This is a genomic window from Streptomyces orinoci (genome assembly GCF_003121295.1).
Taxonomy (GTDB): domain Bacteria; phylum Actinomycetota; class Actinomycetes; order Streptomycetales; family Streptomycetaceae; genus Streptomyces; species Streptomyces orinoci.
The window spans coordinates 210627-234726 of the sequence record NZ_PHNC01000006.1 but is presented as its reverse complement, the minus strand read 5'-3'; the positions used below and the strand labels follow the sequence as shown (position 1 = coordinate 234726).

Annotated in this window: 24 protein-coding genes and 2 pseudogenes; 15 read left to right on the top strand and 11 right to left on the bottom strand. The window is 72.6% G+C overall.

All coding sequences use genetic code 11. The features are described from left to right. Positions 1–43 precede the first annotated feature (43 nt). The gene (locus CV755_RS02975) at positions 44–1036 is read left to right on the top strand and encodes a LysR family transcriptional regulator (protein WP_109278520.1); all 993 of its coding nucleotides are present in this window, start codon (positions 44–46) and stop codon (positions 1034–1036) included. Here CV755_RS02975 and CV755_RS02970 read toward each other — a convergent pair. Next, positions 963–1496, bottom strand: coding sequence for a hypothetical protein (locus CV755_RS02970; protein ID WP_109278519.1), 534 nt, complete (start codon positions 1494–1496; stop codon positions 963–965). The two genes, CV755_RS02975 and CV755_RS02970, sit on opposite strands and share 74 nt — an antisense overlap. Between CV755_RS02970 and CV755_RS34050 the strand changes: the two genes are divergently transcribed. After that, on the top strand, positions 1489–1668 hold the full coding sequence (locus CV755_RS34050; protein WP_153068567.1) for a hypothetical protein: 180 nt from the start codon (positions 1489–1491) through the stop codon (positions 1666–1668). The two genes, CV755_RS02970 and CV755_RS34050, sit on opposite strands and share 8 nt — an antisense overlap. A 50-nt stretch (positions 1669–1718) precedes the next feature. Here the strand turns inward: CV755_RS34050 and CV755_RS02965 are convergent, their stop codons facing one another. Continuing rightward, complete coding sequence (locus CV755_RS02965; RefSeq protein ID WP_109278518.1) at positions 1719–2303, bottom strand: TIGR03086 family metal-binding protein; 585 nt, start codon at positions 2301–2303, stop codon at positions 1719–1721. Between the two features lie 103 nt (positions 2304–2406). Here CV755_RS02965 and CV755_RS02960 point away from each other — a divergent pair, with 103 nt between their 5' ends. The 3 genes from CV755_RS02960 to CV755_RS02950 all read left to right on the top strand — a co-directional run bounded on the left by CV755_RS02960 (position 2407) and on the right by CV755_RS02950 (position 6349). Then, positions 2407–3321 (top strand): universal stress protein, encoded by a 915-nt coding sequence (locus CV755_RS02960; RefSeq protein WP_241560934.1) that lies wholly within the window; start codon positions 2407–2409, stop codon positions 3319–3321. A gap of 110 nt (positions 3322–3431) precedes the next feature. Continuing rightward, positions 3432–4982, top strand: a complete 1551-nt coding sequence (locus CV755_RS02955; RefSeq protein WP_241560933.1) for a N,N-dimethylformamidase beta subunit family domain-containing protein — start codon at positions 3432–3434, stop codon at positions 4980–4982. Positions 4983–5161: 179 nt separating this feature from the next. Continuing rightward, the gene (locus CV755_RS02950; protein WP_241560932.1) at positions 5162–6349 is read left to right on the top strand and encodes a L,D-transpeptidase; all 1188 of its coding nucleotides are present in this window, start codon (positions 5162–5164) and stop codon (positions 6347–6349) included. 58 nt (positions 6350–6407) lie between these two features. On the opposite strand, the gene CV755_RS02945 is transcribed toward CV755_RS02950, so the two are convergent. Together CV755_RS02945 and CV755_RS02940 are read right to left on the bottom strand one after the other, a co-directional pair. Further along, the gene (locus CV755_RS02945; RefSeq protein WP_109278517.1) at positions 6408–7553 is read right to left on the bottom strand and encodes a macrolide family glycosyltransferase; all 1146 of its coding nucleotides are present in this window, start codon (positions 7551–7553) and stop codon (positions 6408–6410) included. Positions 7554–7731: 178 nt separating this feature from the next. Beyond that, complete coding sequence (locus tag CV755_RS02940; protein WP_109278706.1) at positions 7732–8097, bottom strand: DUF488 domain-containing protein; 366 nt, start codon at positions 8095–8097, stop codon at positions 7732–7734. Between the two features lie 141 nt (positions 8098–8238). Between CV755_RS02940 and CV755_RS02935 the strand changes: the two genes are divergently transcribed. Both CV755_RS02935 and CV755_RS02930 read left to right on the top strand, forming a co-directional pair. Then, positions 8239–9639: an MFS transporter gene (locus CV755_RS02935; protein WP_109278516.1), complete on the top strand. Its 1401-nt coding sequence runs from the start codon at positions 8239–8241 to the stop codon at positions 9637–9639. Positions 9640–9775: 136 nt separating this feature from the next. Beyond that, on the top strand, positions 9776–10234 hold the full coding sequence (locus CV755_RS02930; protein WP_109278515.1) for a hypothetical protein: 459 nt from the start codon (positions 9776–9778) through the stop codon (positions 10232–10234). 3 nt (positions 10235–10237) lie between these two features. Here CV755_RS02930 and CV755_RS02925 read toward each other — a convergent pair whose 3' ends face one another. From CV755_RS02925 to CV755_RS02915, 3 genes are read right to left on the bottom strand one after another with little or no spacing between them, the layout of a single operon-like run. Continuing rightward, positions 10238–11059, bottom strand: a complete 822-nt coding sequence (locus tag CV755_RS02925) for an ABC transporter permease (RefSeq protein WP_109278514.1) — start codon at positions 11057–11059, stop codon at positions 10238–10240. Next, positions 11019–11870, bottom strand: a complete 852-nt coding sequence (locus tag CV755_RS02920) for an ATP-binding cassette domain-containing protein (protein ID WP_241560964.1) — start codon at positions 11868–11870, stop codon at positions 11019–11021. The genes CV755_RS02925 and CV755_RS02920 overlap by 41 nt, the downstream gene beginning before the upstream one ends. Positions 11871–11875: 5 nt before the next feature. Beyond that, entirely contained in the window at positions 11876–12349 is a 474-nt protein-coding gene (locus CV755_RS02915; protein WP_109278513.1) for a MarR family winged helix-turn-helix transcriptional regulator, read from the bottom strand. A gap of 1154 nt (positions 12350–13503) precedes the next feature. Between CV755_RS02915 and CV755_RS37325 the strand changes: the two genes are divergently transcribed. Together CV755_RS37325 and CV755_RS02900 are read left to right on the top strand one after the other, a co-directional pair. Then, a complete protein-coding gene (locus tag CV755_RS37325; protein ID WP_161968579.1) occupies positions 13504–13725 on the top strand; it encodes a hypothetical protein in 222 nt (73 codons plus the stop codon). 33 nt (positions 13726–13758) lie between these two features. Further along, positions 13759–14115: a MerR family transcriptional regulator gene (locus CV755_RS02900; RefSeq protein ID WP_109278511.1), complete on the top strand. Its 357-nt coding sequence runs from the start codon at positions 13759–13761 to the stop codon at positions 14113–14115. Here the strand turns inward: CV755_RS02900 and CV755_RS02895 are convergent. Further along, entirely contained in the window at positions 14087–14740 is a 654-nt protein-coding gene (locus tag CV755_RS02895; RefSeq protein WP_109278510.1) for a TetR/AcrR family transcriptional regulator C-terminal domain-containing protein, read from the bottom strand. The genes CV755_RS02900 and CV755_RS02895 overlap by 29 nt on opposite strands. A gap of 98 nt (positions 14741–14838) precedes the next feature. Here CV755_RS02895 and CV755_RS02890 point away from each other — a divergent pair, with 98 nt between their 5' ends. The 5 genes from CV755_RS02890 (at position 14839) to CV755_RS02865 (ending at position 21307) form a co-directional block, all read left to right on the top strand. Further along, on the top strand, positions 14839–15261 hold the full coding sequence (locus CV755_RS02890; protein WP_109278509.1) for an ester cyclase: 423 nt from the start codon (positions 14839–14841) through the stop codon (positions 15259–15261). 100 nt (positions 15262–15361) lie between these two features. Further along, positions 15362–17419: an AAA family ATPase gene (locus tag CV755_RS02885; protein WP_241560931.1), complete on the top strand. Its 2058-nt coding sequence runs from the start codon at positions 15362–15364 to the stop codon at positions 17417–17419. Positions 17420–17501: 82 nt separating this feature from the next. Then, positions 17502–19199 (top strand): hypothetical protein, encoded by a 1698-nt coding sequence (locus tag CV755_RS02880; protein WP_109278508.1) that lies wholly within the window; start codon positions 17502–17504, stop codon positions 19197–19199. Positions 19200–19289: 90 nt separating this feature from the next. Further along, complete coding sequence (locus CV755_RS02875) at positions 19290–19715, top strand: hypothetical protein (protein ID WP_109278507.1); 426 nt, start codon at positions 19290–19292, stop codon at positions 19713–19715. Positions 19716–20371: 656 nt separating this feature from the next. Then, positions 20372–21307: a DUF5996 family protein gene (locus tag CV755_RS02865; RefSeq protein ID WP_109278506.1), complete on the top strand. Its 936-nt coding sequence runs from the start codon at positions 20372–20374 to the stop codon at positions 21305–21307. 34 nt (positions 21308–21341) lie between these two features. Here CV755_RS02865 and CV755_RS02860 read toward each other — a convergent pair. Further along, positions 21342–21753 (bottom strand): annotated as a pseudogene (locus tag CV755_RS02860) (VOC family protein). A gap of 59 nt (positions 21754–21812) precedes the next feature. Here CV755_RS02860 and CV755_RS02855 point away from each other — a divergent pair. Then, a pseudogene (locus CV755_RS02855) lies at positions 21813–22058 on the top strand (methyltransferase); the annotation flags it as partial. On the opposite strand, the gene CV755_RS02850 reads toward CV755_RS02855, so the two are convergent. After that, complete coding sequence (locus CV755_RS02850; protein ID WP_206608382.1) at positions 22027–22740, bottom strand: flavin reductase family protein; 714 nt, start codon at positions 22738–22740, stop codon at positions 22027–22029. The pseudogene CV755_RS02855 and the gene CV755_RS02850 sit on opposite strands and share 32 nt — an antisense overlap. Before the next feature lie 111 nt (positions 22741–22851). After that, positions 22852–23643 carry a universal stress protein gene (locus CV755_RS02845; protein ID WP_109278504.1) on the bottom strand — a complete coding sequence of 264 codons (792 nt, stop codon included), beginning with the start codon at positions 23641–23643 and terminating at the stop codon, positions 22852–22854. Between the last annotated feature and the right edge of the window lie 457 nt (positions 23644–24100).

Sequence of the window (24100 nt, the reverse complement as noted above, 5' to 3'; positions counted from 1 at the left end):
TTACCCGATTGGCATCGCTCGTACCCGATTAGCATCGCCCCTCATGGAACTGCGCCAACTCGAGTATTTCGTGGCCGTCGTGGAGGAGGCGAGCTTCACCAGGGCCGCCGAGCGGTTGCATATCGCCCAGCCCGGGGTCAGCGCCCAGGTGCGCAAACTCGAACGGGAGCTGGGCCAGGAGCTGTTGGACCGTACCGGCCGCACCATATGCCCCACCGAGGCCGGCCTGGCCGTACTGCCCTACGCCCGGGCCGCGCTGGCCGCCGTGGACGCGGCCCGCCATGCCGTGGAGGAACTCACCGGGCTGGTACGCGGCCAGGTCACCCTGGGCACCGTCACCTCGCTGGGTCCCGCCATCCGGCTGCCGGAACTGCTGGACACCTTCCACCGGGCCCATCCCGCCGTGGAGATCGGGCTGCAGGAGGACACCTCCGAGCGGCTGTTGCAGTCCCTGCGCAACGGCGGTGTGGACCTCGCCGTGGTGAGCCTGGCCGGCGACCCGCCGGAGGGCATCGGCTGCCGGGTGGTGGCCAGGGAGACGCTGGTACTGGCCGTCGCCCATGACGACCCGCTGGCCGGGCGCACCGAGACCGGCCTGGAGGTGCTGGCGCAACGGCCGTTGATGTGCCTGCCGCGCGGCACGGGGCTGCGCACCATCGTGGACCGGGCCTGTGCGGTGGCCGGCGTCCGGCCCAAGGTCGCCTTCGAGGCCGGAGACCCCAACACCCTGGCCCAGCTGACCGGGCGGGGCCTGGGCATCGCCGTACTGCCGGAGTCCCTGGTCCGCTACTACGCCGCCGAGCTGACGGCGGTCAACACCCGCCCGGTGCTGCGGGGTTCACTGGCACTGGCCTGGCGCACGGCGGGCCCGGTCAGCCCGGGCGCCCGCGCGTTCCTCCGCCACGCCCAGGCGCTGCTGCCCCCGGCCGATCAGGGGCGCCCCGGCGTCAGGGGCGCACCCCTCAAGGCGCCCGGTCTCCCGCCAGCAGAAGCTGCGGCACCTGTGCGAAGCGCCACCCCGACCCCTCCCGGGTGAACACCCACACCAGGTCGAAGCGGTCATCCGGCCACTTCGCCGGCGGAGCCGGCCGCACCTGGCCCAGGCCATGGACAATGTCCGAGATCCGGTGGTGCTCCCAGGACACCAGGGTCGCCCCTTTCCGGGCGGCCAGTTCCCTGGCCAACTTGGCCTCGTCATCGGTGCGATAGGACAGATTCAGCCGGACGCCCAGCTTCGCCGCCAGCGGAGTCACCGTCTCACTGGGCCGCAGCCCCTTCTCGCCGGGGTGCGGAGCGGCCGCGTAGACGGCCGTCGGACGGCGCAGCCCGGCGCGCGGCTCCGTGCCGCCGTCCGGGGCGAACAGCCCCACCAGCGCTCCGGCCCGCTGCCAGCCGCGCACCAGCAGGGCATGGCTGTTGTGCTTGCCGTCCTCGGTGACGCCATAGGGGGCGTGATCGCCGTCCTCGTCGGGCTTCTCCCCATGGCGGATGATCATGATGGTGTCGGCCGCCGACCGGGAGGCCGCCCGTGGACTCGCCGCCGACGTCGGACTCGCCGCCGCACCCGCACAGGCACTGGACGTGGCCACCACCCCCATAGCCGTCATCATCCGCAACACGGCGCGTCTTGGCGCGAGTTCACGATACCGGGTCATCCGCTCCTTATAACCGACCCGGTCGGGCCCTGGCCAGACCCGATCACCGGCGAGTGGCCACCATCACGCGCGGGGCCGCCGCCCCAGCCGGGCCAGCAGGTCCTCCCAGGCATCGGCGTCCGGCGGCGCGGGCACCGGTTCGCCGAACACCCCGGATTCCGACAAGTCCCCGGCGTACGGCCCGAATTCGCGCACCGCGAACTCGGTCAGCGCCTTGGACGGGCGTTCCTCGGCGCCGATCGCCCGGGACAGGTCCCAGGAGTGCACGATGGCATCGGCCGTCATCTGCGAGCAGTAGGCCTCCGCGCCGGTCGGCCCGTACGACAGCTCAACGGTCCGGCCCAGCGCCCCGCGGGCGGCGAACGCGGCATGCGCCGCCTCGGCCGCCTCCGCCCAGGCGGCGGCCGGGCGTTTGCCCAGCCGGTCGCCGCTCAGCGAGTCACCGATCTCCTCGATGGAGGCGCCGTCCAGCAGCGGTGGCACCCACAGCTGTTCCACCGTCAGATGGTTGACCAGGTCGCGTACCGTCCACTCGGAACAGGGCGTGCCCCGCCGCCACTGGTCCGGCCGGATGGCGCGCACCCGCTCGGTGAACAGATCGAGCGCCTCCCGGTGCCGGGCGAGCAGGGTCCGTCGGCTGTCGGTCATACGGTCCATGCTCCTCGCCCCGCCCGGGGACGGCGACCCGAACGGCCCTCTGGGCGTGATGCGCGGGACCAGCGGTGCGAGGGTGCCAGAGGAGGTGGCAACCGTGGCAACCAAGGAAACGGCGGCAGCCAAGGATCTTCCCGCAAAGGATCTTCCCCTGGTGGCGGGCATCGACGGATCCGACGCCAGCCTGTGCGCCCTGGACTGGGCCGTGGACGAGGCCCGCCGACACGGTGCCCGGCTGCGGGTGGTCTATGCCTCGCTCTGGGAGCGCTACGAGGGCCGGATCGCGGACCAGGACAGCGCCCTGACCGCCGAGGCGCTGGCCGAGGAACGCGTGGTGGCCCTGGCCCAGCGGCGCGCCCTGGAGCGGGCCCCCGGACTGGAGGTCGCCGCCGAGGTGGTGCCCGATGAGGCCGTCAACGCCCTGCTGGCCGAGGCATATGACGCCGCCGCCCTGGTCATCGGGCCCTCCGGCCACACCACCCTGGCCGGGCTGCTGCTGGGTTCGGTGAGCCTGACGGTGGCGGGCCGGGCGCACTGCCCGGTGATCGTGGTACGCGGCGAGCAGCCCGCCGTCCAGGGCGAGCACCGGCGGATCGTGGTGGGCGTCGGCGACCCGGCGGAAGCCCCGGCCGCCCTGCGGTTCGCGCTGCGCGAGGGCGCGGCTCGCGGCTGCGAGGTGGCGGCGGTACGGGCCTGGCGGCACCCGGCACGGCAGTCGGTCGAGCACTATCCGCTGCCCTCCGACGCCACCGTCAGCCGGGAGGAGGCGGCCGCCCGGGAACTGTCCGATCTGCTGCGCGAGCCCCATGAGGAGTTCCCGGAGGTGGTGGTGCGCCCCACCACCCTGGAGGGCCCGGCGCACCGGCTGCTGGTGGAGCACTCCCGCACGGCCGATCTGCTGGTGGTGGGCGCCACCCGCCGTCACCGCGCCCTGGGCTTCCAGCTGGGCCGGGTCAGCCATACCGCCCTGCACCGGGCGGCCTGCCCGGTGGCGGTGGTCCCGCACCACTGAACCGGGCGGCCCGTCAGTCACCCGGGCCCGGCGGAGGGGCCGCCGCCCCGAACGGAGCAACCGCCGCCCCGGGCGCGGTTGCCGGGCCCGGCCGGGACGACGGTAATGAGATGACCATGACCCCCCACCCATGGAATCGCCGGCAGTTCCTCGGCGCCGCCGCCGGGGCGGGGGCGGGTGCCCTCGCCGCGGGCTGCCAGGCGGGCGGCGGTACGGGCGTCAGGGTGCCGGCGACCGGGGTGCCCACGGTGGCGGCGGAGAACGAGCGGCCCGGCGACCGGGACTGGGGCCTGCGCCACCGGGGCGCCGACCGGGCGGTGGAGGGCTATGCGGACCGGGTGAGCGCCCTGCCCGGCGAAAGCTTCCGGCTGCATGTCTCCACCACCGCCAGGGGCTTCCGGACCGAGGCCTTCCGGATGGGCTGGTACGGCGGCGCCCAGGCCCGCCTGGTCTGGGCCTCCGAGCGCACGCCCGGCGCCCCGCGCCCCATCGCCCCGCCCCTGGGCGCCACCCGCACCGTCAGCGCCAACTGGCCGCCGTCGCTGGAGGTCGGCACCCATGGCTGGCCGGAGGGCGCCTATCTGATACGCCTCACGGCCGACTCCGGAGAGCAGCGCTATATACCCCTGACCCTGCGCTCCCGCACCACCGCCGGGCGTCTGGTGCTGGTCAACGCGGTGGGCACCTGGCAGGCGTACAACACCTGGGGCGGCCACAGCCTCTACCACGGGCCCGGCGGCAAGGACGACTACGCCGCCCGCTCGCTGGTGGTCAGCTGCGACCGGCCCTTCGACGACGACGGGGCACCGCTGTTCACCACCTATGAGCAGCCCGCGATAGCCCTGGCCGAGCGGCTCGGCCTGCCGCTGGCCTACCTCACCACCATGGATCTGGACGCCGACCCGGGCCTGCTGCGCGGCGCCCATGGGGTGGTCTCGCTGGGCCATGACGAGTACTGGACGCCCGCCATGCGGCGGGCGGTGACCGCCGCCCGGGACGCCGGTACCAATGTGGCCTTCCTGGGGGCCAATGCCTGTTTCCGCCGGATCCGGCTGGAGGGCGGCCGCCGGCTGGTGGTCTGTTACAAGACGGACGCCGCCCAGGACCCGCTGTACGGCAGGGACGACGCGGCGGTCACCACCGACTGGCGGGAACCCCCGCACGCCGACCCGGAGAACTCGCTCACCGGCACCCTCTATGAGTCCAACCCCACCACTGCCGACTATGTGGTGGACCAGCCGGACCACTGGCTGTTCGAGGGCACCGAGGTCCGGCGCGGCACCGCCTTCCGCAACCTGGTGGGCACCGAGTACGACCGGGTCAACGGCGGCCGGGCCACGCCCCGTCCGTTGGAGATCGTCGCGCATTCCCGGCTGGTGTGCCGGGGCGTACGCAGCTTCGCCGACTCCGCGTACTACACGGTGGCGAGCGGGGCGGGGGTGTTCAACACCGGCACCATGCGCTGGGTGGAGTCGCTCACCGGGGACGGAAGCCATGGCATCCCCCCGGACACCGCCCGCTTTACCGGGCGGGTGACCGCCAACCTCTTCCGCGCCTTTGCCGCCGGACCGGCCGGGCGGAGTCATCCGGCTCAGGACAACCTGGATGCCTATCAGGCATACGAAGGCGACCCCATCTGGGCGCAGCGGAATCTTTGGTGAACGGCCAAGCAGGCTAGGCGAATGCGGTACGGCGCCCCGGAAGGCGCTGTACCGCTTTTAGCCGGACAAATATCGTCATCTCCCGGAACCCTGGGCGCATCCAGCACGTCTGTATGGATCGGTGGGGGTTCAAGAACGGTTCCTCCGCCGTTCAAGGTTCATCCATTTTTCGGTTTTCCGTGGAGGTCGCGCACGTGCACGCCCGGCTGGGCCGCCGCCCTGTCCTGCTGATATCCGCTCTTGTCGGGTCCGTCGCCCTGACCGCGTGCTCCTCCGGGGGCTCCGGTGGTGCCGACGCCGGGCCGGAGGCCAAAGTCACCGTGAATCCCGCCGCCGGGGGCAAGGAGGCCAAGCTCGGCAACCCGATCTCGGTAAAGGCGGACGGCGGCCGGCTGACCTCGGTGGAGGTCAAGGACGACCAGGGCCGGCCGGTGGCCGGGCAGCTCTCCGGCGACGGCACCTCCTGGGTCTCCGAGGGCAAGGTCAGGCCCCGGACCACCTACACCGTGAAGACCGCCGCCCAGTCCGACAAGGGCCGCAAGTCCTCCTCCAGCACCACCTTCAGCACCCAGCAGGCGCCGAGCGTCAACAAGCTGACCAACACCCCGCAGAACGGCCAGACCGTCGGCACCGGCATGCCGATCTCGATCCTCTTCGACCACAAGATCGACAAGAGCAAGCGGCCCGAGATCGAGAAGGCCCTGAAGGTCACCACCTCCACCAAGGTCGAGGGCGCCTGGGGCTGGGTCACCGACTACTCGGGCGCGGACCGCATCGACTGGCGCCCCAAGACCTACTGGCCCAGCGGCACCAAGGTCTCGGTCAAGGGCTCGCTGGCCGGCCTGGACTCGGGCGAGGGCGGCTGGTTCGTCCGCGACTACGACTTCGGCTTCACCATAGGCGCCGACCACAAGGCCGTCATCGACGTACCCGCGCACAAGCTGACGATGTATGAAAACGGCAAGCCGGTGGGCAGTGTGATGGGCTCGGCGGGCTCCCCGGAGAACCCCACCCGCGGTGGCATCCACACGGTGCGCAGCAAGAACGCCGACGAGACCATGGACTCCTCCACCATCGGCTTCGGCAATCAGTGGATGCTGGACGCCAAGTGGGTCACGCATATGACCGCCTCCGGCACCTTCCTGCACTCGGCGCCCTGGAACAACGACATCGGCGTGGTCAACAACAGCCATGGCTGCTTCGGTATGACCACCGAGGACGCCAAGACCGTCTATGACTTCCTGCCCATCGGCTCCACGGTGGAGGTCAGGGGCACCTCCAACCCCAATAAGACCGAGGTGGGCAACGGCCTGGAGGTCTGGCAGGAGACCTGGGCCGAGTGGCAGAAGCGCAGCGCGCTGAAGTAGCCGACGCCCAAGGCGGATGACGGCCCGGGAGGTGAGGTCCCCCCGGGCAGTCGCGCCGTCAGCGCAGCTCCGCCTCGATGAGGTCGGCGGCCCGGGAGGTGCCGCCCAGGGCCCGCGTCCGGTCCCGCAACTCTGCGGCCCGTTTGGCCACTTCACCGTCGGAGACCAGCTCCAGCAGCGTCGTACGCAGGACTTCCGCGGTGGCCTCCGCGGTGTTGACGCGCCGGGCCACGCCCAGCTCCACCAGCCGGTCGGCGTTGAGGAACTGCTCGGCGGCCTGCGGTACGGCGATCATCGGAAGGCCGTGGTGGAGGCCCTCACCGCAACTGCCCATCCCCGCATGGGTGACAAAGGCGTCGGCCTGGGCGAGGACCGCCAACTGAGGCACCCAGGAGTGCACTTCCACATTGGACGGGACGGTGCCCAGCACCGCCGGATCGACATACTTGCCGATCTGCAGCACCACATGCCATCCGTCGAGGCCGCCGAAGGCGGCCACACACTGCCGGTAGAACTCCGGCTGCCGGGTGGCCGCCGAGCCCAGCGAGACCAACAGCACCCGCTCGGCACCGGCCGGCCGCCGCCACTCGCCCTGCTCCGCCCGCTGCCCCAGGCAGGGTCCGACAAAGCTCACCTGACGGTCCACTCGGCCGGCGTGCGGCTGCATGGCCTCCGGGATCAGCGCCAGGGCGCGCGGCGGCCGCCCGGAGAAGCGGTCCACCTCCTTGGTGGTGGCACCGCAGCTCGCCAGCCACTGTGCGAACTTCGCCTCGAATCCGGCATATCCGGGCAACTGCTTTAGCGGCCCGGTGAGTTCGGTATCCGCCCCCTCCCAGAAGACAAAGGTGGGGGACAACTGCACCAGTGGACGGCCCTGTCGCTCGGCCAGCGCGCGGGCGGCATAGGCGCCGATGTCATAGAGGTACAGATCGGCGGGGTCGGCGTCATGGACGGCCCGCAGCTGGGGAAGTGCCTGGACGGCTTCGTCCAGGAAGAGCTCCATCACGGCGATGGGGTCCTCGGGCCAGCGGTTGTCGGCCACCGGCAGGGTGGAGGTGACGGGCACGAACTCGGCACCGGTGGCGCTCACCAGCCCGGCCACCGCGGGGTCATTGGCATAGGTCACCCGGTGGCCGCGGTCCACCAGCTCCCGGATGACGTCCAGGGAGGGCAGGACATGGCTGACCGCGGGAATGCCGGCCATGGCTATATGGGCACGGCGATGGGACAAGGCGGATCACTCTCTCAGGTCCGTGGTTGACGGGGACGGGATGAGGGGCAGGGTCAGCCATAGATCTGGAGAAAGCTCATGCCGGTGACGCTAAACGGTTCCCCGGCCATGGGCCACCGAAATTCGCCGGGCGGTACGGGCTCCGCCGCCGCTACCGCCCCAACCGCTCGGCCAGTACCGCCGCTTGGCTGTGCTCCACATCCTTGGTGGCGGTCAGCAGGGTGAGGTGGTCCTCGGCCGCCAGCTCCCGCAGATGGTCCAGGGCCTGCCGCCGCTCCGGCTCCCGCAGCTCCTCCAGATAGCGCCTGCGGAACTCCGCGAAGCGCTCGGGCTGATGGCCGTACCAGCGGCGCAGATCCGTGGAGGGCGCGACCTCGCGCAGCCATTCGTCCAGGTGCGCGTCCTCCTTGCGGATGCCGCGCGGCCAGACGCGGTCCACCAGGACGCGCTTGCCGTCCTTCCCCGGGGACTCCTCGTACACCCGCCGGCAGTCGATGCGATGCGATCGCTTGCTCATGGTGCCCTCCGTCCCCTCCATGGTGCGGCCGGTCCGGAAGACCCGCCAGTTACCTTCCCTAGCATTGCAAGGCGCTCTCTAGCGGTGCTAGTTTCGTGGGCCTGTCACCGCTGGCTTTCCCGTACTTGAGGAAGTGGTCGCATGACCCTGCACGATCCGGCCGCCCCCGCCGCCCGGCGGACACCGGCCCCGCAGCCGGCCCCGCACGGGTGGTGGCCGCTGGTGGCGATCACGGCGGCGCTGTCGATGCTGATGCTGGATGCCACCGTGGTCGTGGTCGCCCTGCCGGACATCCGGCATGAGCTCAACACCGGTCTGGGCGACGCCCAGTGGGTGCTCAACGCCTTCACGCTTCCCTTGGCCTGCTGCCAGCTGATCGCCGGTTTTATGGGCGACCGGTTCGGCCGGCGCCGGACCTTCGCCGGGGGAGTGCTGGCTTTCGCGGCCGCGTCCCTGGCCTGCGGACTGGCCCCCGACGCCGGACTGCTGATCGCGGCCCGGGGCGTCCAGGGCGGGGCCGCGGCGGCGGTCTTCGCGGTCACCCCGGCGCTGATCGCCCAGTGCTACCGGGGCAAGGCGCGCGGTACCGCGTTCGGGATCCGCGGCGCCGTGGCCGGGGCCGTGGTGGTGCTCAGCCCGCTGCTGGGCGGGACGCTGGTCTCGGTGCTCGGCTGGCGCTGGATCTTCTTCGTCAACCTCCCCGTCTCCGCCGCGGTGTTGGCGCTCACCCGCCTCAGGATGCCCGCCGACCGCCCGGTGCGGGCCGGCCAACGCCCCGACTGGGGCGGGCTGCTGACCCTGTCCATGGGACTGCTCCTGCTGACCCTGGCACTGCTGCGCGGCGGCGACCATGGCTGGTGCGGCACCACCTCGCTGCTGATGTTCACCGGTGCGGCGGTGGCCCTGCTCGCCTTCCTCATCGTGGAAGCCCGCCGGGCCGACCCGATGCTGGACCTCTCCCTCTTCCGGGGCCGCACCTTCACCGGGACCCAGCTGGCCACCCTGTGCACCCATGGCGGCTTCTTCGGTCTGCTGCTCTATCTCTCGGTGTACTTCCAGGACCACCTCGGCTACTCGCCCATGAAGACCGGCCTGTGCTTTCTGACCGTCAACCTGCCGATACTCGCCGTGAGTCCGGTGGCCGGAGCGCTGATGGACCGGCTGCCCGCCCGGCTGCTGCCGAGCGCGGGACTGTCCCTGGTGGCCACCGGTCTCCTGCTGATGCATGGACTCACCCCGGCCTCCGGCTGGCGGGACCTGTCACCCGGCCTGGCCGTGGCGGGCCTCGGCCTGGGCCTCACCCTCCCCGCGCTGGGCTCACTGGCCGTCGGCGGAACCGACGACCGCCGTCTGGGCATGGCGGCCGGAGTCAACACCACGGCGAGCCAAGCGGGAATGACCCTCTCCACCGCCGTCTACGGCACCCTGCTCCAGGCACACCGGGATTTCCTGGCCGGCCTGGACCAACTGCTGCTCACCGCCGCCGCGGTGACAGCCGCGGGCGCGGCGGCGGCCCTGCTGCTGATCACCTCGGCCGAGTAGGCACTGCCGGGCACCCCGCTCCCAGGGTGCGGAAGAACAGGGCGTACCGCCCGCCCATTGACGGCCAACCTCCCGCATGCCAGCGTCACTTGAACACCCGCACCCCGCCGAACCCTCGCACCCGAGAGGAAGCCCCATGAAGAGATGGTCCGCCAGAGCGTTAACGATGACGGCCGCGCTGACCGCCGGAGTCACCCTGGCCGCCGGTCCCGTCGCGGCCGCGGCCGCTAGTCCGTCCACGGTGGCCGGAGTGGCGGCGCCCGCCGACGACCCCGCCCCGGACGAGCAGGCCGCCCTGCGCCAGGTGGCGACCGCCATCTGGGGAGCGGACCTGGCCAACGGCTGGGAGATGAACAGTGCCGTGGCCGATGTGCTCTCCCAGGCCACCCATGAGATCCTCCGGTGCTCCGAGGCCTTCTCCCTGGTGCCCAAGCCGCCCGGGTGGCTGCCGGGCCCGTTGTACCTGGTGAAGTACGCCAAGAACCTCTATGACTACTTCAACGCGGTCAAGGGCAGCCGCACCTACCGCACCTGTGTGGTGGGCGTGGCCTATGACTACCGCACCCAGATGGACATGGCCTCCCAGGGCCTGTGACCCTCACCGCGCCAGCCGCCCCAGCAGCGCCGAGGCGGCGGTGACGCCGATCACCACCGAGCCCGCCAACACCCCGAAGTCCAGCAGCAGATGCGCGGGCGTGCCGATCAACAGTCCGCGCAGGGCGTCCACTTCATAGCTGAGCGGATTGAAGCGGCTGACCGTCTGCAGCCAGTGCGGCATCAGCTCGATCGGATAGAGCGCGTTGGAGCCGAAGAACAGCGGCATGGTGATGGCCTGGCCGATGCCCATCAGCCGGTCGCGGGTGAGCACCAGACCGGCGATGGTCATGGACAGGCACGAGAAGAAGGCGGCCCCGAGCATCAGCACGGCCGCCACACCCAGCAGATGCAGCGGGTTGGCGTTCAGCGCCACGCCCAGCAGGGCCGACAGCACCAGCACCACCACGGCCTGGGCCAGCGCCCGTACCCCGGCGGCGAACGCCTTGCCGGTGACCAGGGCGGCCCTGGGCGTGGGGGTCACCAGCAGCTTGGTGAGTACTCCGGCGTCCCGCTCCCAGATGATCTGGATGCCATAGAAGATGGCGATGAACAGCGCGGACTGGGCCAGGATGCCGGGGGCCAGATAGTCCAGGTAGGGGACCGGCCCGGTGGGGATGGCCCGCAGCCGGGTGAAGGTCTCGCCGAAGATCAGCAGCCAGAGCGCGGGCTGGACGGCCCGGGTGAACAGCTCGGTGCGGTCCCGGCGCAGCTTCTCCAGCTCCACCAGGCACAGGGCGAACACCCGGTCCGGCAGCCGGCGCCAGGACGGGGGTACGGGCGCCTCAGCCCAGGCGGCCCGCGGTGCGTCGGGTACGGCGGACATCACGCAGCCCTCCTTGCCGGCCGGCATCGCCCAGGTGGTCTCCGGTGTAGTGGCGGAAGACGTCTTCCAGGCTCGCCCCCGGCCCCAGTTGGTCCTTGAGTTCGGCCGGGGCGCCCAGCGCCCGCAGCCGCCCCCGGTGCATCAGGGCGACGCGGTCGCAGAGGGCGTCCGCCTCGTCCATGTAGTGGGTGGTCATCAGCACGGTCATCCCGGTGGCCGCGCGCAGTTCGGTGATGCGCTCCCACACCCCCGAGCGGGCCACCGGGTCCAGGCCGATGGTCGGCTCGTCCAGCACCAGCAGCCGGGGCCGGTTGACCAGCGCCTGGGCCAGCTCCAGACGGCGCACCATGCCGCCGGAGTAGCCCGCCACCACCCGGTCCGCGGCCTCGGTCAGCTCCATCGCCGCCAGCACCTCCGTCACCCGCTCCCAACGCTGGGCACGCGGCACATCGAAGAGCCGGGCGAAGAGCATCACATTCTCCCGGCCAGTGAGCGAGCCGTCGGCGGACAGTTCCTGGGGTACGTAGCCCAGCAGGCGCCGTACCCGCATCGGCCGCCGCCCCGGGTCCAGGCCGAACACCCGGGCCCGGCCCTGGCGCAGCGGCAGCAGGGTGGTGAGCAGCCGGATGGTGGTCGTTTTCCCGGCGCCGTTGGGGCCCAGCAGACCGAACACCTCGCCGGGGGCGATCCACAACGAGACGTCGTCCACCGCCAGATGGTCGCCGAAGCGGTGGCTCAGGCCCCGGCAGTCAACGGCCCGTTCGGCTTCGGGGGGTTCCGTCGGAGGGCCCGGGGTGGTCATACCCGCCATACCCGTCATACCGCCTCCATGGCGTCGGCCAGCCGCCGCAGCAGGGCGACGGCATCGGGCAGCCGGTCCCGCTCGGGCCGGTCCAGCCGCTCCAGGGCGCGGGCCAGGGCGGCGCAGCGCCGGTCCCGCCAGGCGCTCATCCGCCGGTGGGCGTCCGGCGTCAGTTCCAGACGCACCACCCGGCGGTCCGGCGCCCGCCGCACCCGCCGCACCAGTCCCGCCCGGCACAGACAGCCCACCAGGGTGCTCACCGAGTTGGGGGCCATGCCCAGTTCGGTGGCGGCCGCGGTCACCGACAGGCCCGGCCGCCGGTAGAGCAGCCGCAGCAGATCCGCCTGGGCGCCGGTGAGCGAGGCGAACACCGGGCCGCGGCCCGCCACCCGGCACGAAGCGCGCCGCAGGGCGGACACCGCTCCCAGCAATTCCTCGGCCGGCTGAGCCGAGGTGGGCACCGCCATCGTGGCGGTTTCGGCTGGCATGCCCCGATTTTATCTCTCGGTCAGAGGCTTTGCCCAGGCCGGCGAAGTCCCCCGGGGCAGGGCCGAAGTGCTCATCGAGGGTGCGCTGCCCGTCGGGGCGTGGCGGCCTCGGCCGCCCCGGCTGGGAGCGGGCGGGGCCGCCATGCCCAGTGACGGCAGGGCCGGGCCAGGGGCCGCCGGGTGCCGTGGTCCAGGGCGATGCCCGGACGCTCGTACCAGGGCAGGCCAGGCCCGCCTCGGTGAAGGCGAAGCCGGTGGAGTGCTGGAGCAGGCCCAGCCGGTCCAGGGCATCACTGATCAGTGCGCCCAGCCGCCCGGCGAGACGGTCGTAGCAGGTCCGGGCCCGGGCCATGACCGCCCCGGGGAGGCGGCCCGCAGGGTGCGCGGCGGGGGCGGTGATGGATCCGGCGTGGCACGGCCCGTTCCTCGATCAGCTAGGGGACCCCATGACCGCCAGGCGCAGATAGCGGTGGCGCCCCCGCCGTTCCTGGACCAGCAGCCCGCCCGCCGTCAGCGGGGCGAGATGACCGCTGGCCATGGAGGGGCCACCCCGGCATGCGGGCCACTTCCCCAGCGGTCCAGGCCCGGCCGTCATGGGTGATCCGGTGACGGCGGCGGAGCCGCGCCACCCCGGCGGTCCAGGCCCGGCCGTCCAGCAGGGCCGGACAGAACGCCGCCCGGCTGTCATCGGCGAGCGGCGGTCGGCCGCTGCCCCGGTCGCGGGCGGTGTGCGGCCGCTCGGCGGTGGTGGCGGCCAATGTCGCCCAGGGAGCGGCAGGTGTCCGCGGTGCCGGCCGGGATCTTCAACGCGGCCACCCCGGTGCTCACTCTGGGCGTGGCCGCCGTGCTGCCGCCCGGCGAACGTCCCGTACGTGGGAGGCCGTTGGGCATCACGCTGGTCTTCGCCGGGGTGCTGATGGTGCCGGGTGTCCGGCGGGCACCGGACGGTCCGCGGCCGGCCGGGCAGGCCGCCTGTCCCATGGCCGCGGCCTGCTACGCGATGGGCTTCCCCGGTGCCGAGCGGCACTTGGCGGGCCGGGCCGAGTCCACGGTGGCGCTGCCCCCGGCGCTCTCCGGGGGACTGCCCGAGGTGCCCGGCCGCCGGGGTCTGCCCCCGGCGCGGCCTGCTGGCCCTGGGAGCCCTGGGCACGGGGGTGGCCCATCTGCTCAACCGCCGGTTGCCGCGCCGGGCGGGCGCGGTGGCGGCGACCACGGTGGCCTATCCGATGCCGCTGGTGACGGCGGCCGCCTGGGTGCTGGTGCTGGGGGAGCGGCTGACCTGGAACCAGCCGGTGGCCGCGGTGGCGGTGGGGCAGGGCGGGAGCCCGCGAGGAGCGAGCGCGTCGGCGGTCCCCGCCGGGGACTCTAGAATCTGATCTTGGAGTCAGGTTCAAACCGGGGGAACGGCCGTGCTGATCGGGGAGTTGTCGCGCAGGACCGGCGTGAGCGAGCGCTCCCTGCGCTACTACCAGCAGCAGGGACTGCTCACCGCCGAGGGTACGGCCAGCGGCCAACGGGAGTTCCCGGAGAGCGAGGTCGAGCGGGTGCTGCGCATCCGGGAGCTGTTCGCGGCCGGGCTGTGCAGCGGCAAGATCGCCCAACTGCTGCCCTGTGTACGGGTGCACGGCGGCAGCCGGACCGCGCCCCCGGAGCTGGTGGCCGTTCTGCTGATGGAACGGGCCAGGATCGACGGCCTGGTCAGAGGGCTGCTGCGGTCCCGCGAGCTGCTCGACCAGGTCATCGCCGAGGCGCGGCCGGCCGACTGACCCCGGCCAGCAGGGCCTCCACCGCCAGCTCGAAGCGTTCGGCGTCATCCACTCCGGCGCCGGTCCGGGCCGCCTCGGTGAGCAGCGGATAGCGCCCGGGGTCGGCACCGGCCAGCCACTCGGCCGAGCCCGGCCCCTCCTCGCCCAGCCCGGCCGCCTCGGCCGTGGCATGGCTTATCGCCAGCAGCGCAAGCGAGTTCACGGTGTGCAGCGCCCGGCCCAGCTCTATCCCGGCCCCGGTCAGCACCCGCAGACAGCGCTCCACCGTGTCCAGCGCCGCCGGGGTGACGGCGGGGCGGGCCGCCACCAGGGGCAGCACCCCGGGATGGCGCAGCAGGGCGGACCGCAGGCCATGGGCGTAGGCACGCAGCAGGGGGCGCCAGTCCTCCTCCGTGGTGTCCAGGGGCAGCGCCTGGGTGAGAACCCGCTCCACCAGGCCGTCCAACAGGGCCTGCTTGCCCGGAACATGGTGGTAGAGGGTCATGGCCTCCACGCCCAGTTCGGCGCCCAGCCGGCGCATGGTCAGGGCGCCGGTCCCGGAGTGGTCCACCAGGTCCAGGGCGACATCCAGGACCCGCTCCCGGTTCAGCCCGGCCCGTTCGCCCGGCCTTCTTCCGTCAACCATCCGTGCCCCCTTGGCCCTTGACTTTCTTACGCCGTAAGGCCATCCTAGCGGGGACAGTGAAACTTACGTCGTAAGAAATATGCAAACGGGGGGCTGGGATGTCGGACGTCAAGCAGGTCGTCAAGGACTTCTTCGATGCGGTCAATGAGCGCCGACTGGCGGATCTGCCGCGGTATATGGCGGCCGATGTGATTGATCACAACAAGATCATTTTTGGTGAGCCGGATGAGCCGGGCGCGGCCTTCGACGGCTTCCGGCAGCAGCTCGATGCCTTCGGCGAGGTACGGATGGAGCCCCGGCAGCTGATCGCCGAAGGCGACACCGTGGTCGCCCGGCTGCTGGTCAGCGGCATCCATACCGGCTACCACCCCCGGATGCCCCGGCCCACCCACCGCTCCTTCGGTGTCGAGCAGATATGGATCTTCACGGTGCGGGACGGCCGGATCGGCGAGATACGGGCGGTCAGCGACCGGCTGGGAATGTTCCTTCAGCTCGGCTGGGAGTGGCCGGCGGCCGCCTGAGCCGCCTTGGTGGCCGGGGCCTCGTGGCGGCGGGTGGGGCCAGGCAATACGCTGTGCGGGCCAAGAGGCGCCAGGGCGGGACGAGTCGGAGGGAAGCCGGGTGGACGGCGGCAGCAGCGGGGGTGCCGGGCGGGTGGTCAACAACTCGGTGGCGGGCGACGCCTCGGTCTATGGCCCCCTGGTCCAGGCCGATCGCATCGACTCCCTCACCTTCGCCGCACCGCCCCAGCCGGTGATCCCCCGCCAGCTGCCCTCGCCCCGCCCCCACTTCGTCAACCGCGAGCGGGAGTTCGCCCAGCTCAACGCGGGCATCGCCGAGCAGGCCGCGGACGGCCGGCCCGGGGTGATCGTGGTCACCGGGCTCGGTGGCGTGGGCAAGACCGAGCTGGTGGCCGAGTGGTTCCGCCGGGACTTGGCGGACCGGTATCCGGACGGCCAGCTCTATGTGGACCTGACCGAGTTCCGCCGGGACGGCGGAGTGGACGTCGGCGCGGTGCTCGGTTCCTTTCTGCGCGACCTCCAGGTGGACGACCGCGTCATCCCCGCCACCCTGGGCGAGCGCACCCGGATGTTCCGCAGCGTGACCGCCGGACGCAGCCTGCTGGTGGTGATCGACAACGCCCAGCAGGCCGCCGAGGTACGGCCGATGCTGGCCGGGCGCGGACTGACCGTGGTGCTCAGCCGCACCCGGCTGGCCTCACTGGAAGTGGACGGAGCCATTCCAGTGCGGGTGGATCCGCTGGATCATGCGGCCGGTGCCCAACTGCTGCGCCACTGGCGGGCGTCGGAGGCCGACTCCACCGACGGCGAGCGGCTGATCGAGCTGTGCGGCGGACTGCCGCTGGCCCTGCGCGCCGCCGGTCGGCGGCTCATCCAGCGCCCGCATGTCAGCCTGGCGTCCATGGTCCGGGAGCTGGCCGACGACCGGCCCCGCTCCGGCGGCCCCGGCGGCAACCCGGCGGTGCCGGTCATCGAGGCGGTCGTCGGCGCCTTCCCCCGGCACACCCGCCGCCTATACCGCTTCCTGGGCACCTTCCCCGGCACCACCTTCACCCCCGAACTGGCCCGGGCAGCAGGGATCGAGCGGTTCGACGACGCGCTGGAGGACCTGCTCACCGCCCACCTGGCCGTGGACACCCGGCGGCCCGGCCGGTTCCGGCTGCACGATGTGGCGGCCGCGCACGCCCGGCAGGAGGCCGGCACCCGGCCCGAGGAAGAGCTCCGCCAGGCCCGGCGCCGGACCACCGACTACTATCTGGCGGCCGCCGCGGCCGCCGACCGCGCGGTCATGGGCGAGCGCTTCCGGCTCCAGCAGGCGCCCGAGCACGCCCCCCGGTTCCAGGGCAGCGCCCAGGCGCTGGACTGGCTCGACGACGAACGCGCCAACCTCCTGGCCGTGCTGCGCGGCGCCGCCGGCCAGGGCTGGCATGACGCGGTATGGCGGCTGTGCGAGTCGCTCTGGGCGCTCTACCACAACCGCAAGCACTACGCGGACTGGATCGAGTCCCACCGGCTGGGCATCGAGGCGGCCCAGTGGGAGGGCCGCCCCGACGCCGAGGTCCGGATGCGCAACCAACTCGCCCGCGCTCACTACGAACTGGGCGACTACCACCTGGCCGAGGAGCAACTGCGCCCGGCCGAAGAGCTGTTGGGCAGTGTCACCGACCCCCGCCTGCCCGGCGTCATCTGGGAGACCACCGGCCTGCTCAGCCTCGCCCGCGGCGAACCCGAGGCGGCCATCGGCCTGTTCCGGCGCTCCCTGGCGGCCAACCAGGGTGATCCGCACGGCATAGTGGTGCAGAGCTACCACCTCGCCCAGGCCCTGCTGGCCGCCCGCCGCCCACGGGAGGCGGGCGAGGTGCTGGCCGGCGCCATGGACCTGGCCCGCACCCACAAGGACGAGGCGATGCAGGTGAGGGTGAGCCTGGTCCGGGCCCGGGTCTACCAGGCCCTCGGCGAGGACCAGCGGGCGCTCCGCGCTGCCACCGACGCCGCACTGCTCGGCCGGCACCTGGGCCACCACCTCAAGGTGGACCAGGCCCTCCGGCTGACCGCCGAGATCGGCGAACGGCTGCGCGTCCCCCAGGTCCAGCAGGCCAGCAGGCGCAAATCACGCGAACTCTGGCAGAGCTTGGGGCTGCTCGACCCGGTCGCCTGAAGCGTCCCTCGGTTCCCCTACCCGGCTGAGTACGATCGCCTCAGCTGCCCCAAGTTCAACCCATGTTGCCCGGAGAGTGGTTGTGTCACTGCTGCCTCACCGCCGCACCCGGCGTGACCGGTCACGCTGGGACACCCTGCGGGAGGACGCGCAGGTCCTGGGCGTCGCACGCACCCTCACCTCGGCCACCCGGCTGCTGGATGTGATGCAGCTGCTCCGCCCCGAGGACGGCATCCGCGTCTCCTACACCGTCAACCCCGGCTCGGTCTTCAGCGAGGGGCTGGAGGACTACCTCTACGACCTGGGCGCCACCGTGCTCAGCTGGCGGGAGGCCAAACGCCGCCGTTTCGACCTGGCGGTGGCCTGCGCCGTGCACCCGTCCATGCGCGGCCTGCACGCCCCACTCTTGGTGATGCCGCACGGCGCCGGGTACAACAGGCTGGTCACCGAGTCCACCGGCGACCCCTCGGCACCCGCCGGGCTCTCCCGCCGCGAGCTGATGCACCGCGGCAAGGTGCTCCCCGAGATCATCGGGGTCTCCCACCGGGACCAGATCGCCCGCCTGGCCGCCACCTGCCGTGAGGCGGTCCCGCACGCCCGCCTGATCGGCGACTACTGCCTGGACCGGATCAGGGCGAGCATGCCCCGAAGGGACCTCTACCGGGAACGGATGGGCGTCACCGGCGGACAGCGGCTGGTCCTGGTCAACAGCACCTGGAGCGAACACTCCCTGCTGGGCCGCCACCCCGACCTGCCGCTGCGCCTGGTGGCGGCACTGCCCGCCGACGAGTTCAAAGTCGCCCTGGTGCTGCACCCCAATGTCTGGGCCCGGCACAGCCGCCACCGCGTCTACGAGCGGCTGGGCAAGGCGATGGACGCCGGACTGCTGGTACTGCCGCCCGAGGAGGGCTGGCGGGCCGCCATCGTGGCCAGCGACCTGGTGGTCGGCGACCACGGCAGTACCTCCTTCTACTCCGCCGCCCTCCGGCGCGTGGTCCTGCTCGCCGCCACCGGCCTGGACGAACTGGACCCCGCCTCACCCGCCGCCGCCTTCGGACGCACCGCCCCCCGCCTGGACCCCGAGGGCGACCTGCTGGCCCAACTCCTGGACGCGGACGGCCGGCACAAGCCCGACGACCTGGCCGAAGTGGTGGAGCGACAGCTCGGCGGCCCCGGCGAGGGCGGCCAGCTGCTCAGGGAGATCATGTACTCCTTCCTGGAGCACCGCGACATCCCCGCCCCCACCGGCAAGTGGCAGCCCCTGCCCGTCCCCGAACCCAGCCCACGGCAGCGCCCCGCACCCGCCACCTGGGATGTCACCGGCGAAATCCATCCCGATGGCTCGGTGGCCGTCCGCCGCTGGCCGGTGATCGCCGAACTCCACGAGGAATCCCGGGGTTTCCTGGCCGTCACCGACCAGGAAACCCACCCGCTGTGGCAGGCCTCCGCCGCGGTGGCCGCCCGTACCGTCCTGGACGCGGACCGCCCGCCCGCCGACTGGCTGGCCCAACGCCTCGCCGACTACCCCGGCCTGGACGTCCTGGTCGCCGCCCTCGCCGAGGACCGCTGCCTGGTACTGCTGCGCCGCGGCCGGGTGCTGCTGGAAGCACACACCCAGCGGGCCTGGGGAGAGCCCGACCGCCGCCTGGACCCGGTGCTGCTGGGCGCCGCCGTCAACCTCTGGCTGAACGAAGGACGTTCGGCCGCCGACCTCGGCCGCGGTCTGCGGCTGCGGACCGGCCCCCGCGGGCTGCGCATCGCCTTCACCACCCGCCCCTGAACCAGCGCCGCCCCTGAACCGGCGCCGCCTCGACGCGGAGTGCCCGGACCACTACGGTGGCGGCAGCGCAAGCGAGACAAGGGGGAGCCCATGGAGGCGGAACTGACCGCGCTGGCGGTCTCGGGGGCCACGGCACTGGTGCAGAACATGGCCAGCGACGCCTGGGAACAGGTCAAGGGACGACTGGCCCGGCTGGTCTCCCGCGGCGGCGACACCCGGCAGACCGAGGAGGAACTGGCCGCCTCCCGCACCGAGTTGATGGCCGCCCGGCAGTCCGGGGACGAGGAAACGGCGGCCGAGATCCACGAGGAGTGGCGGCTCAGGCTGCGCCGGGTGCTGCGCACCGACCCGGAAGCCGCCCGCGAACTGCGGCAACTGCTGGACGAGGTGGCCCCGGAGGGCCCCGCCGCCGGCTCGGTCACGGTCAACAACACCATCAGCGGCGGCACCTACCAGCAACCGGTCTTCCAGGGACAGAACTTCTCCAGCCTGCGCATCACCGAACCCGGAAACTAAGTCACATCACGCGGCCCCGCCGCGTGAGCGCGACCGGCCAAGGACGGCCCCATCAGGGTCACTGCCGCCGATGACCGGCTGACGGCGGCCACCGCCCACCGCCTGGCCTGCGAAGGCACCGCCCTGCTGTGGCGCGGCGATTACCCCAACGCCCGCCGGCTGCTGAGGGCGATGGGCCGCCGGGTGGACCGCAAACCCGCGCCGGCGGGGAGCAGCCCCGCGGAGACCTATCACCTGTACCGGCGGGCCCGCGGCCACCGCGCCCGGATCCTGAGCCGGTTGCTGGTGCTGCTGGAACCGGACCACACCCTCGCCCTGCGCCGGGCCCCGGACGTCCGCCGGGCCTGCGCCCAGGCATATGGCCCGCTTTCTGCGCCCACGGCGGTGGCCCTCACCGAACTCCTCGGTGTGACCGGGGCGTTCGAATGGCGCCGCAAGGGGGTGGAGGTGCCCGCCCAAGGTCGCTCTGCTCCGGAAACCGCAGTGAGCCGGGACACGATAGGTGGAACCTGGCCACGCATGTTGGAACCAGGGCCCTTGGCTTCGGGGGAGCTGGGTGCTGGACCGCTCCCTCGGCGGCATGCGGGATGTCCCCGGCGGGGTCATGATGAGACGGCCCGGCCGCCGCGGGAGCGCCGGGCGGGAAGGAGCAGGCGATGGAGCTGTTCCCGCCGGCGCCGCTGCAGGAGTGGCGGGACACGAAGGAGACGCTGCACCGCTTCGCGCAGATTGTCGGCAAGATCCGCTTGGCCGCGAGCGCTCGGCGCAACCACTGGTGGAACGTCCCGTTCCATGTCACTGGGCGCGGCATCACCACCCGTCCGATGGGACAGGCCGACGGGAATCCGATCTTCACGGTCGACTTCGACTTCGTCGACCACCGGCTCGCCGTCATGACGCTGGACGGTCAAGAGCGGTCCTTTCCGCTTCCGGGCCAGTCCGTCGCGTCCTTCTACGACCAGACCCTGGCCGCTCTGGCCGCGCTGGGCGTCCGGGTGAACATCGCTATTCCCAGGCCCTTCGATCTACCCGACGCCGACCGGCCGTTCGCCGAGGACACCGAGCACGCGACCTACGACCCGGTAGCCGCAAACCGCTACTGGCGGGTGCTGAGCCAGGTGGCGTCCGTACTGGAGGAATTCGCGGCAGGGTACTCGGGGAAGGTGAGCCCGGTGCACCACTTCTGGCACACCTTCGACATCGCGCACACCCGGTTCTCCGAGCGTCACATCGAGCAGCCAGAGCAGACCGACCCGGTCACCCGGGAGGCGTACTCCCGGGAGGTGATCAGCTTCGGCTTCTGGTTCGGCGACGACACTTTTGCCGAGCCCGCGTTCTACTCGTACACCGCCCCCGAGCCCGCCGGTCTGGCCGAAGCGCCGCTCAGCCCGGCGTCCGCGCAGTGGGTCGCGCGCGGCGACAGCCACCTGGCCGTGCTGCGCTACGACGCGGCCCGCGCCGAGGCCGATCCACGTGCCGCCGTGCTCGCCTTCTACGAAAGCGCCTACCAGGCCGGGGCCGGACGCGCCGGATGGGACATCGCGGCGCTTGCGAGCCCCGGCGGAATCACGGACCCGGTCCGTCGTATCTGACGAATTCGGTCAGCAGTGCAGCGCGGTGCAGTGGTCAGGCTTCGGTATCGGTGCGCGCCAGGATGCCCTTGAGCAGGCCCGTGGACTGGCCGACCTCGATGAGGTAGCCATCCGGGTCGCCCATGTAGCAGCGCAGCTCGGCGCGCCGGTCGATGGGCGGGGTGAGGAACTCGGCTCCCTTGGCGCGGGCTGCCGCGTAGAAGCCGTGGATGTCCGCCACCCGTACGTTCAGGAAGCTGGAGGCGGTGTGGCGGTCCTCCGGTGGGCGCAGTGTGACGTCGGGTTTGTCATCCGTGGGCCCGCCGCCGGGGTTCATGATGATCCAGCTGTTGGCGACCTTGATGATGCAGGGGTTCTCCTCCAGCACCACCTGCCCGCCCAGCACGTCGGCAATAGAACGCTCGCGAGCGAGGGACGTCACCGACCGTGAGAAAGTGCGTCAGCAGCAGACCCTCGGCCGGTGCGGGAAAGTCCGGCTTGGCGTTCGATGTTCCCCGAGGCCGTTCTGCGTCAGCTGCCCGGGCACCTGGCACCCGGCGGGGAGGGCTGGCTGATCCTCTCCGATCTGGCCGAACTCCTGGGCCTGCGCAGCCGGGAGCAGCTGACGGCCGCCATCGCGGCGGCGGGCCTGCGGGTGCTGGACCGGCTGGACACCCGGCCACGGCATCCGCGCGCCGCCGATCCGGCCGACCCGCTGCACCGGGCCCGGGCGGCCGAGGTCACCTCGCTGTGGCGGCTGGCGGCGGCATAGCGGCCGTGCGGGCGCGGTCCACATCCGGGCTGCGGTAGAGGCGTTCCGGGATACGGGCCAGGGTGGAGGGGTGTACCTCGGCCCCGAGCCCGTACAGCCGCTGAAAGCTCATGATCAACGGGCGCCAGGCGTCCGGGTCGATCCGGTCCTCCGTCCCGGCGGCCCTGATGTCCGGGTGCACCAGCACCCGTTGCACCCGTACCTCGAAGGCCGCGATGGCGCCCTGCTGCCGGGGATCGTCCTCGGCGACCGGGTGCACCGCCTCGACCACCGCCTCCATGGCCACCGGGCACTCGGCCGCCCGGGGCGGGGCGACCGTCTCGGAAGCGACCGGGGTGAGTCCGGACCGGCCGAACTTGTCCGGCTCATACCGGTATCCACGGGCCCGCTTGCGGGCGGGGACCGGATCGGTGCCGGTGGTCAGGGCCAGCCGGTCAACGGCCCCGGCGAGCGCGTCGGACGGGAGATTGAGCACGCACTCGCGCTCGCGCAGCAGATTGCGGGCCGTCTGGGAGCTGCGGCCCAGCCCCAGCACGGCCCGCCAGCCGAGCCAGAAGGCGGAGGACATGGGGGCCAGATTGGCCGAACCATCCTGGTTCCGGGTGGAGATCAGCACCACGGGGGTGCCGAAGTAGAGAATGCCGGGTTCAACTCGGGTGTGCGTCGCGGTACTTGTGGTCACGCCGCCAGTCTCGGCGGGCGGTGCGCGCCGCTGCTGGCGGGAATCGGACGCTCAGCCGGGCGGCTGGGCCGTCGATGGCGGGTCGGCGCCCACGAGGGAGCAGGCACGCCCTCAGTCGTGCGGCACCACGGCCACCGGGCACCTGGCATGGTGCAGTACGGCGTGGGCCACCGGGCCCACCCCCAGCGCCGGGCGGTGCTCATGGCGGCCCACCACCAGCAGTTCGGCGTCCGCGGCGGCGGTGAGCAGGTGCTGGGCGGGGGAGCCGGTCAGCAGCCATTCGTCCACCTCCACGGCCGGCCAGTGCTCCCGGTGCGGGCGCAGCATCTCGGCCAGCGCCTCGGCGTCCCGGCTGACCCTGCCCCCGTTCGGCTCCTCGCGCCGCACCCGGACCACCCGCAGCAGCGCGTCATGCCGGGCGGCGGCCGCGAAGGCGAAGGGCAGCAGGGACTCGTCGGCCTCCTCCGGGTCCAGGCCGACCAGTACCGGACGCCCGGTGGCCGGAGCGGCCGGCACCTCCGGCTCATGAACCACCGTGACCGGCCCGGGTGCCCGAGCCAGCACCGCCAGGCTCACCGGCCCCAGCAGAAACCCCTGCTGTCCGGCCAGCGCCCGCGAGCCCAGCACCAGCAGATCGGCGGTCGCGGCCTCCGCCAGCAGCACCTCCGTCGGCGCACCGGACTCCTGGCGCACCTCCACCGGCAGGCCGGGATGGGTGGTGCCCAGCTCCTGCCAGACCGCCTCGATCCGGGCGGCGGCCCATTCGCCGCCGTCCGGGTCCGCGCCGCCGGCGTACACCAGGTGCAGCGGCACCCGGCGCAGCACCGCCTCCCGCCCGGCCCAGACGGCCGCGGCCAGGCTTTCCGGGGAGCCGTCCACTCCGGCGGATACCGGTCGGGTCACGTGGTCACCGCCTCCACTACGAGAGCTGTCTGCTGTTTCGCATCCTCCCGCCGGTGAGCGCGACGCGCATGTCCGCGCCCGGTGAGGGACGCGGGGCAGCCGCCCCATGCGGCCCCGCCGCGCGGGCGCGTCCGGCCCCGGACGGATCCGGACGGGCCTGCGGCCGAAACGCGCCCCACCCGTCATACGGTCACCGCGGACGACCCGGCCAACGCCGCCGTACCAGCCTCGGCGATCTCAGCTCCCTGCCCCGCGGACGATCGGTGCGAGATGCCCACCGCGCCGGTGACCGCCGCCGTCCGGGCCGCGCAATGGCAGCCCGTAACAGCGGCAGGCCGCTGCCGAAGGAGACCGGCCCCCCGTTGCTCCGGCCGGTGCCGTGGACGACGGGGCCACCCGGGCCGGAGATTCCGCCCACCTGCGGATTCCGGGCCGCTGGGCGGCCGGCCCGGCCGCC

Excerpts from the sequence above, each read along its gene's own strand:
- CV755_RS02930 (WP_109278515.1), top strand. The coding sequence starts at position 9,776 with ATGAAGAGATGGTCCGCCAGAGCGTTAACGATGACGGCCGCGCTGACC.
- CV755_RS02945 (WP_109278517.1), bottom strand. The coding sequence starts at position 7,553 with ATGGCCGGCATTCCCGCGGTCAGCCATGTCCTGCCCTCCCTGGACGTC.
- CV755_RS02915 (WP_109278513.1), bottom strand. The coding sequence starts at position 12,349 with ATGCCAGCCGAAACCGCCACGATGGCGGTGCCCACCTCGGCTCAGCCG.
- CV755_RS02890 (WP_109278509.1), top strand. The coding sequence starts at position 14,839 with ATGTCGGACGTCAAGCAGGTCGTCAAGGACTTCTTCGATGCGGTCAAT.
- CV755_RS02975 (WP_109278520.1), top strand. The coding sequence starts at position 44 with ATGGAACTGCGCCAACTCGAGTATTTCGTGGCCGTCGTGGAGGAGGCG.
- CV755_RS02865 (WP_109278506.1), top strand. The coding sequence starts at position 20,372 with ATGGAGCTGTTCCCGCCGGCGCCGCTGCAGGAGTGGCGGGACACGAAG.
- CV755_RS02925 (WP_109278514.1), bottom strand. The coding sequence starts at position 11,059 with ATGTCCGCCGTACCCGACGCACCGCGGGCCGCCTGGGCTGAGGCGCCC.
- CV755_RS02965 (WP_109278518.1), bottom strand. The coding sequence starts at position 2,303 with ATGACCGACAGCCGACGGACCCTGCTCGCCCGGCACCGGGAGGCGCTC.
- CV755_RS34050 (WP_153068567.1), top strand. The coding sequence starts at position 1,489 with ATGATCATGATGGTGTCGGCCGCCGACCGGGAGGCCGCCCGTGGACTC.
- CV755_RS02920 (WP_241560964.1), bottom strand. The coding sequence starts at position 11,870 with ATGGCGGGTATGACCACCCCGGGCCCTCCGACGGAACCCCCCGAAGCC.
- CV755_RS02940 (WP_109278706.1), bottom strand. The coding sequence starts at position 8,097 with ATGAGCAAGCGATCGCATCGCATCGACTGCCGGCGGGTGTACGAGGAG.
- CV755_RS02970 (WP_109278519.1), bottom strand. The coding sequence starts at position 1,496 with ATGATCATCCGCCATGGGGAGAAGCCCGACGAGGACGGCGATCACGCC.
- CV755_RS02875 (WP_109278507.1), top strand. The coding sequence starts at position 19,290 with ATGGAGGCGGAACTGACCGCGCTGGCGGTCTCGGGGGCCACGGCACTG.
- CV755_RS02895 (WP_109278510.1), bottom strand. The coding sequence starts at position 14,740 with ATGGTTGACGGAAGAAGGCCGGGCGAACGGGCCGGGCTGAACCGGGAG.
- CV755_RS02935 (WP_109278516.1), top strand. The coding sequence starts at position 8,239 with ATGACCCTGCACGATCCGGCCGCCCCCGCCGCCCGGCGGACACCGGCC.
- CV755_RS02955 (WP_241560933.1), top strand. The coding sequence starts at position 3,432 with ATGACCATGACCCCCCACCCATGGAATCGCCGGCAGTTCCTCGGCGCC.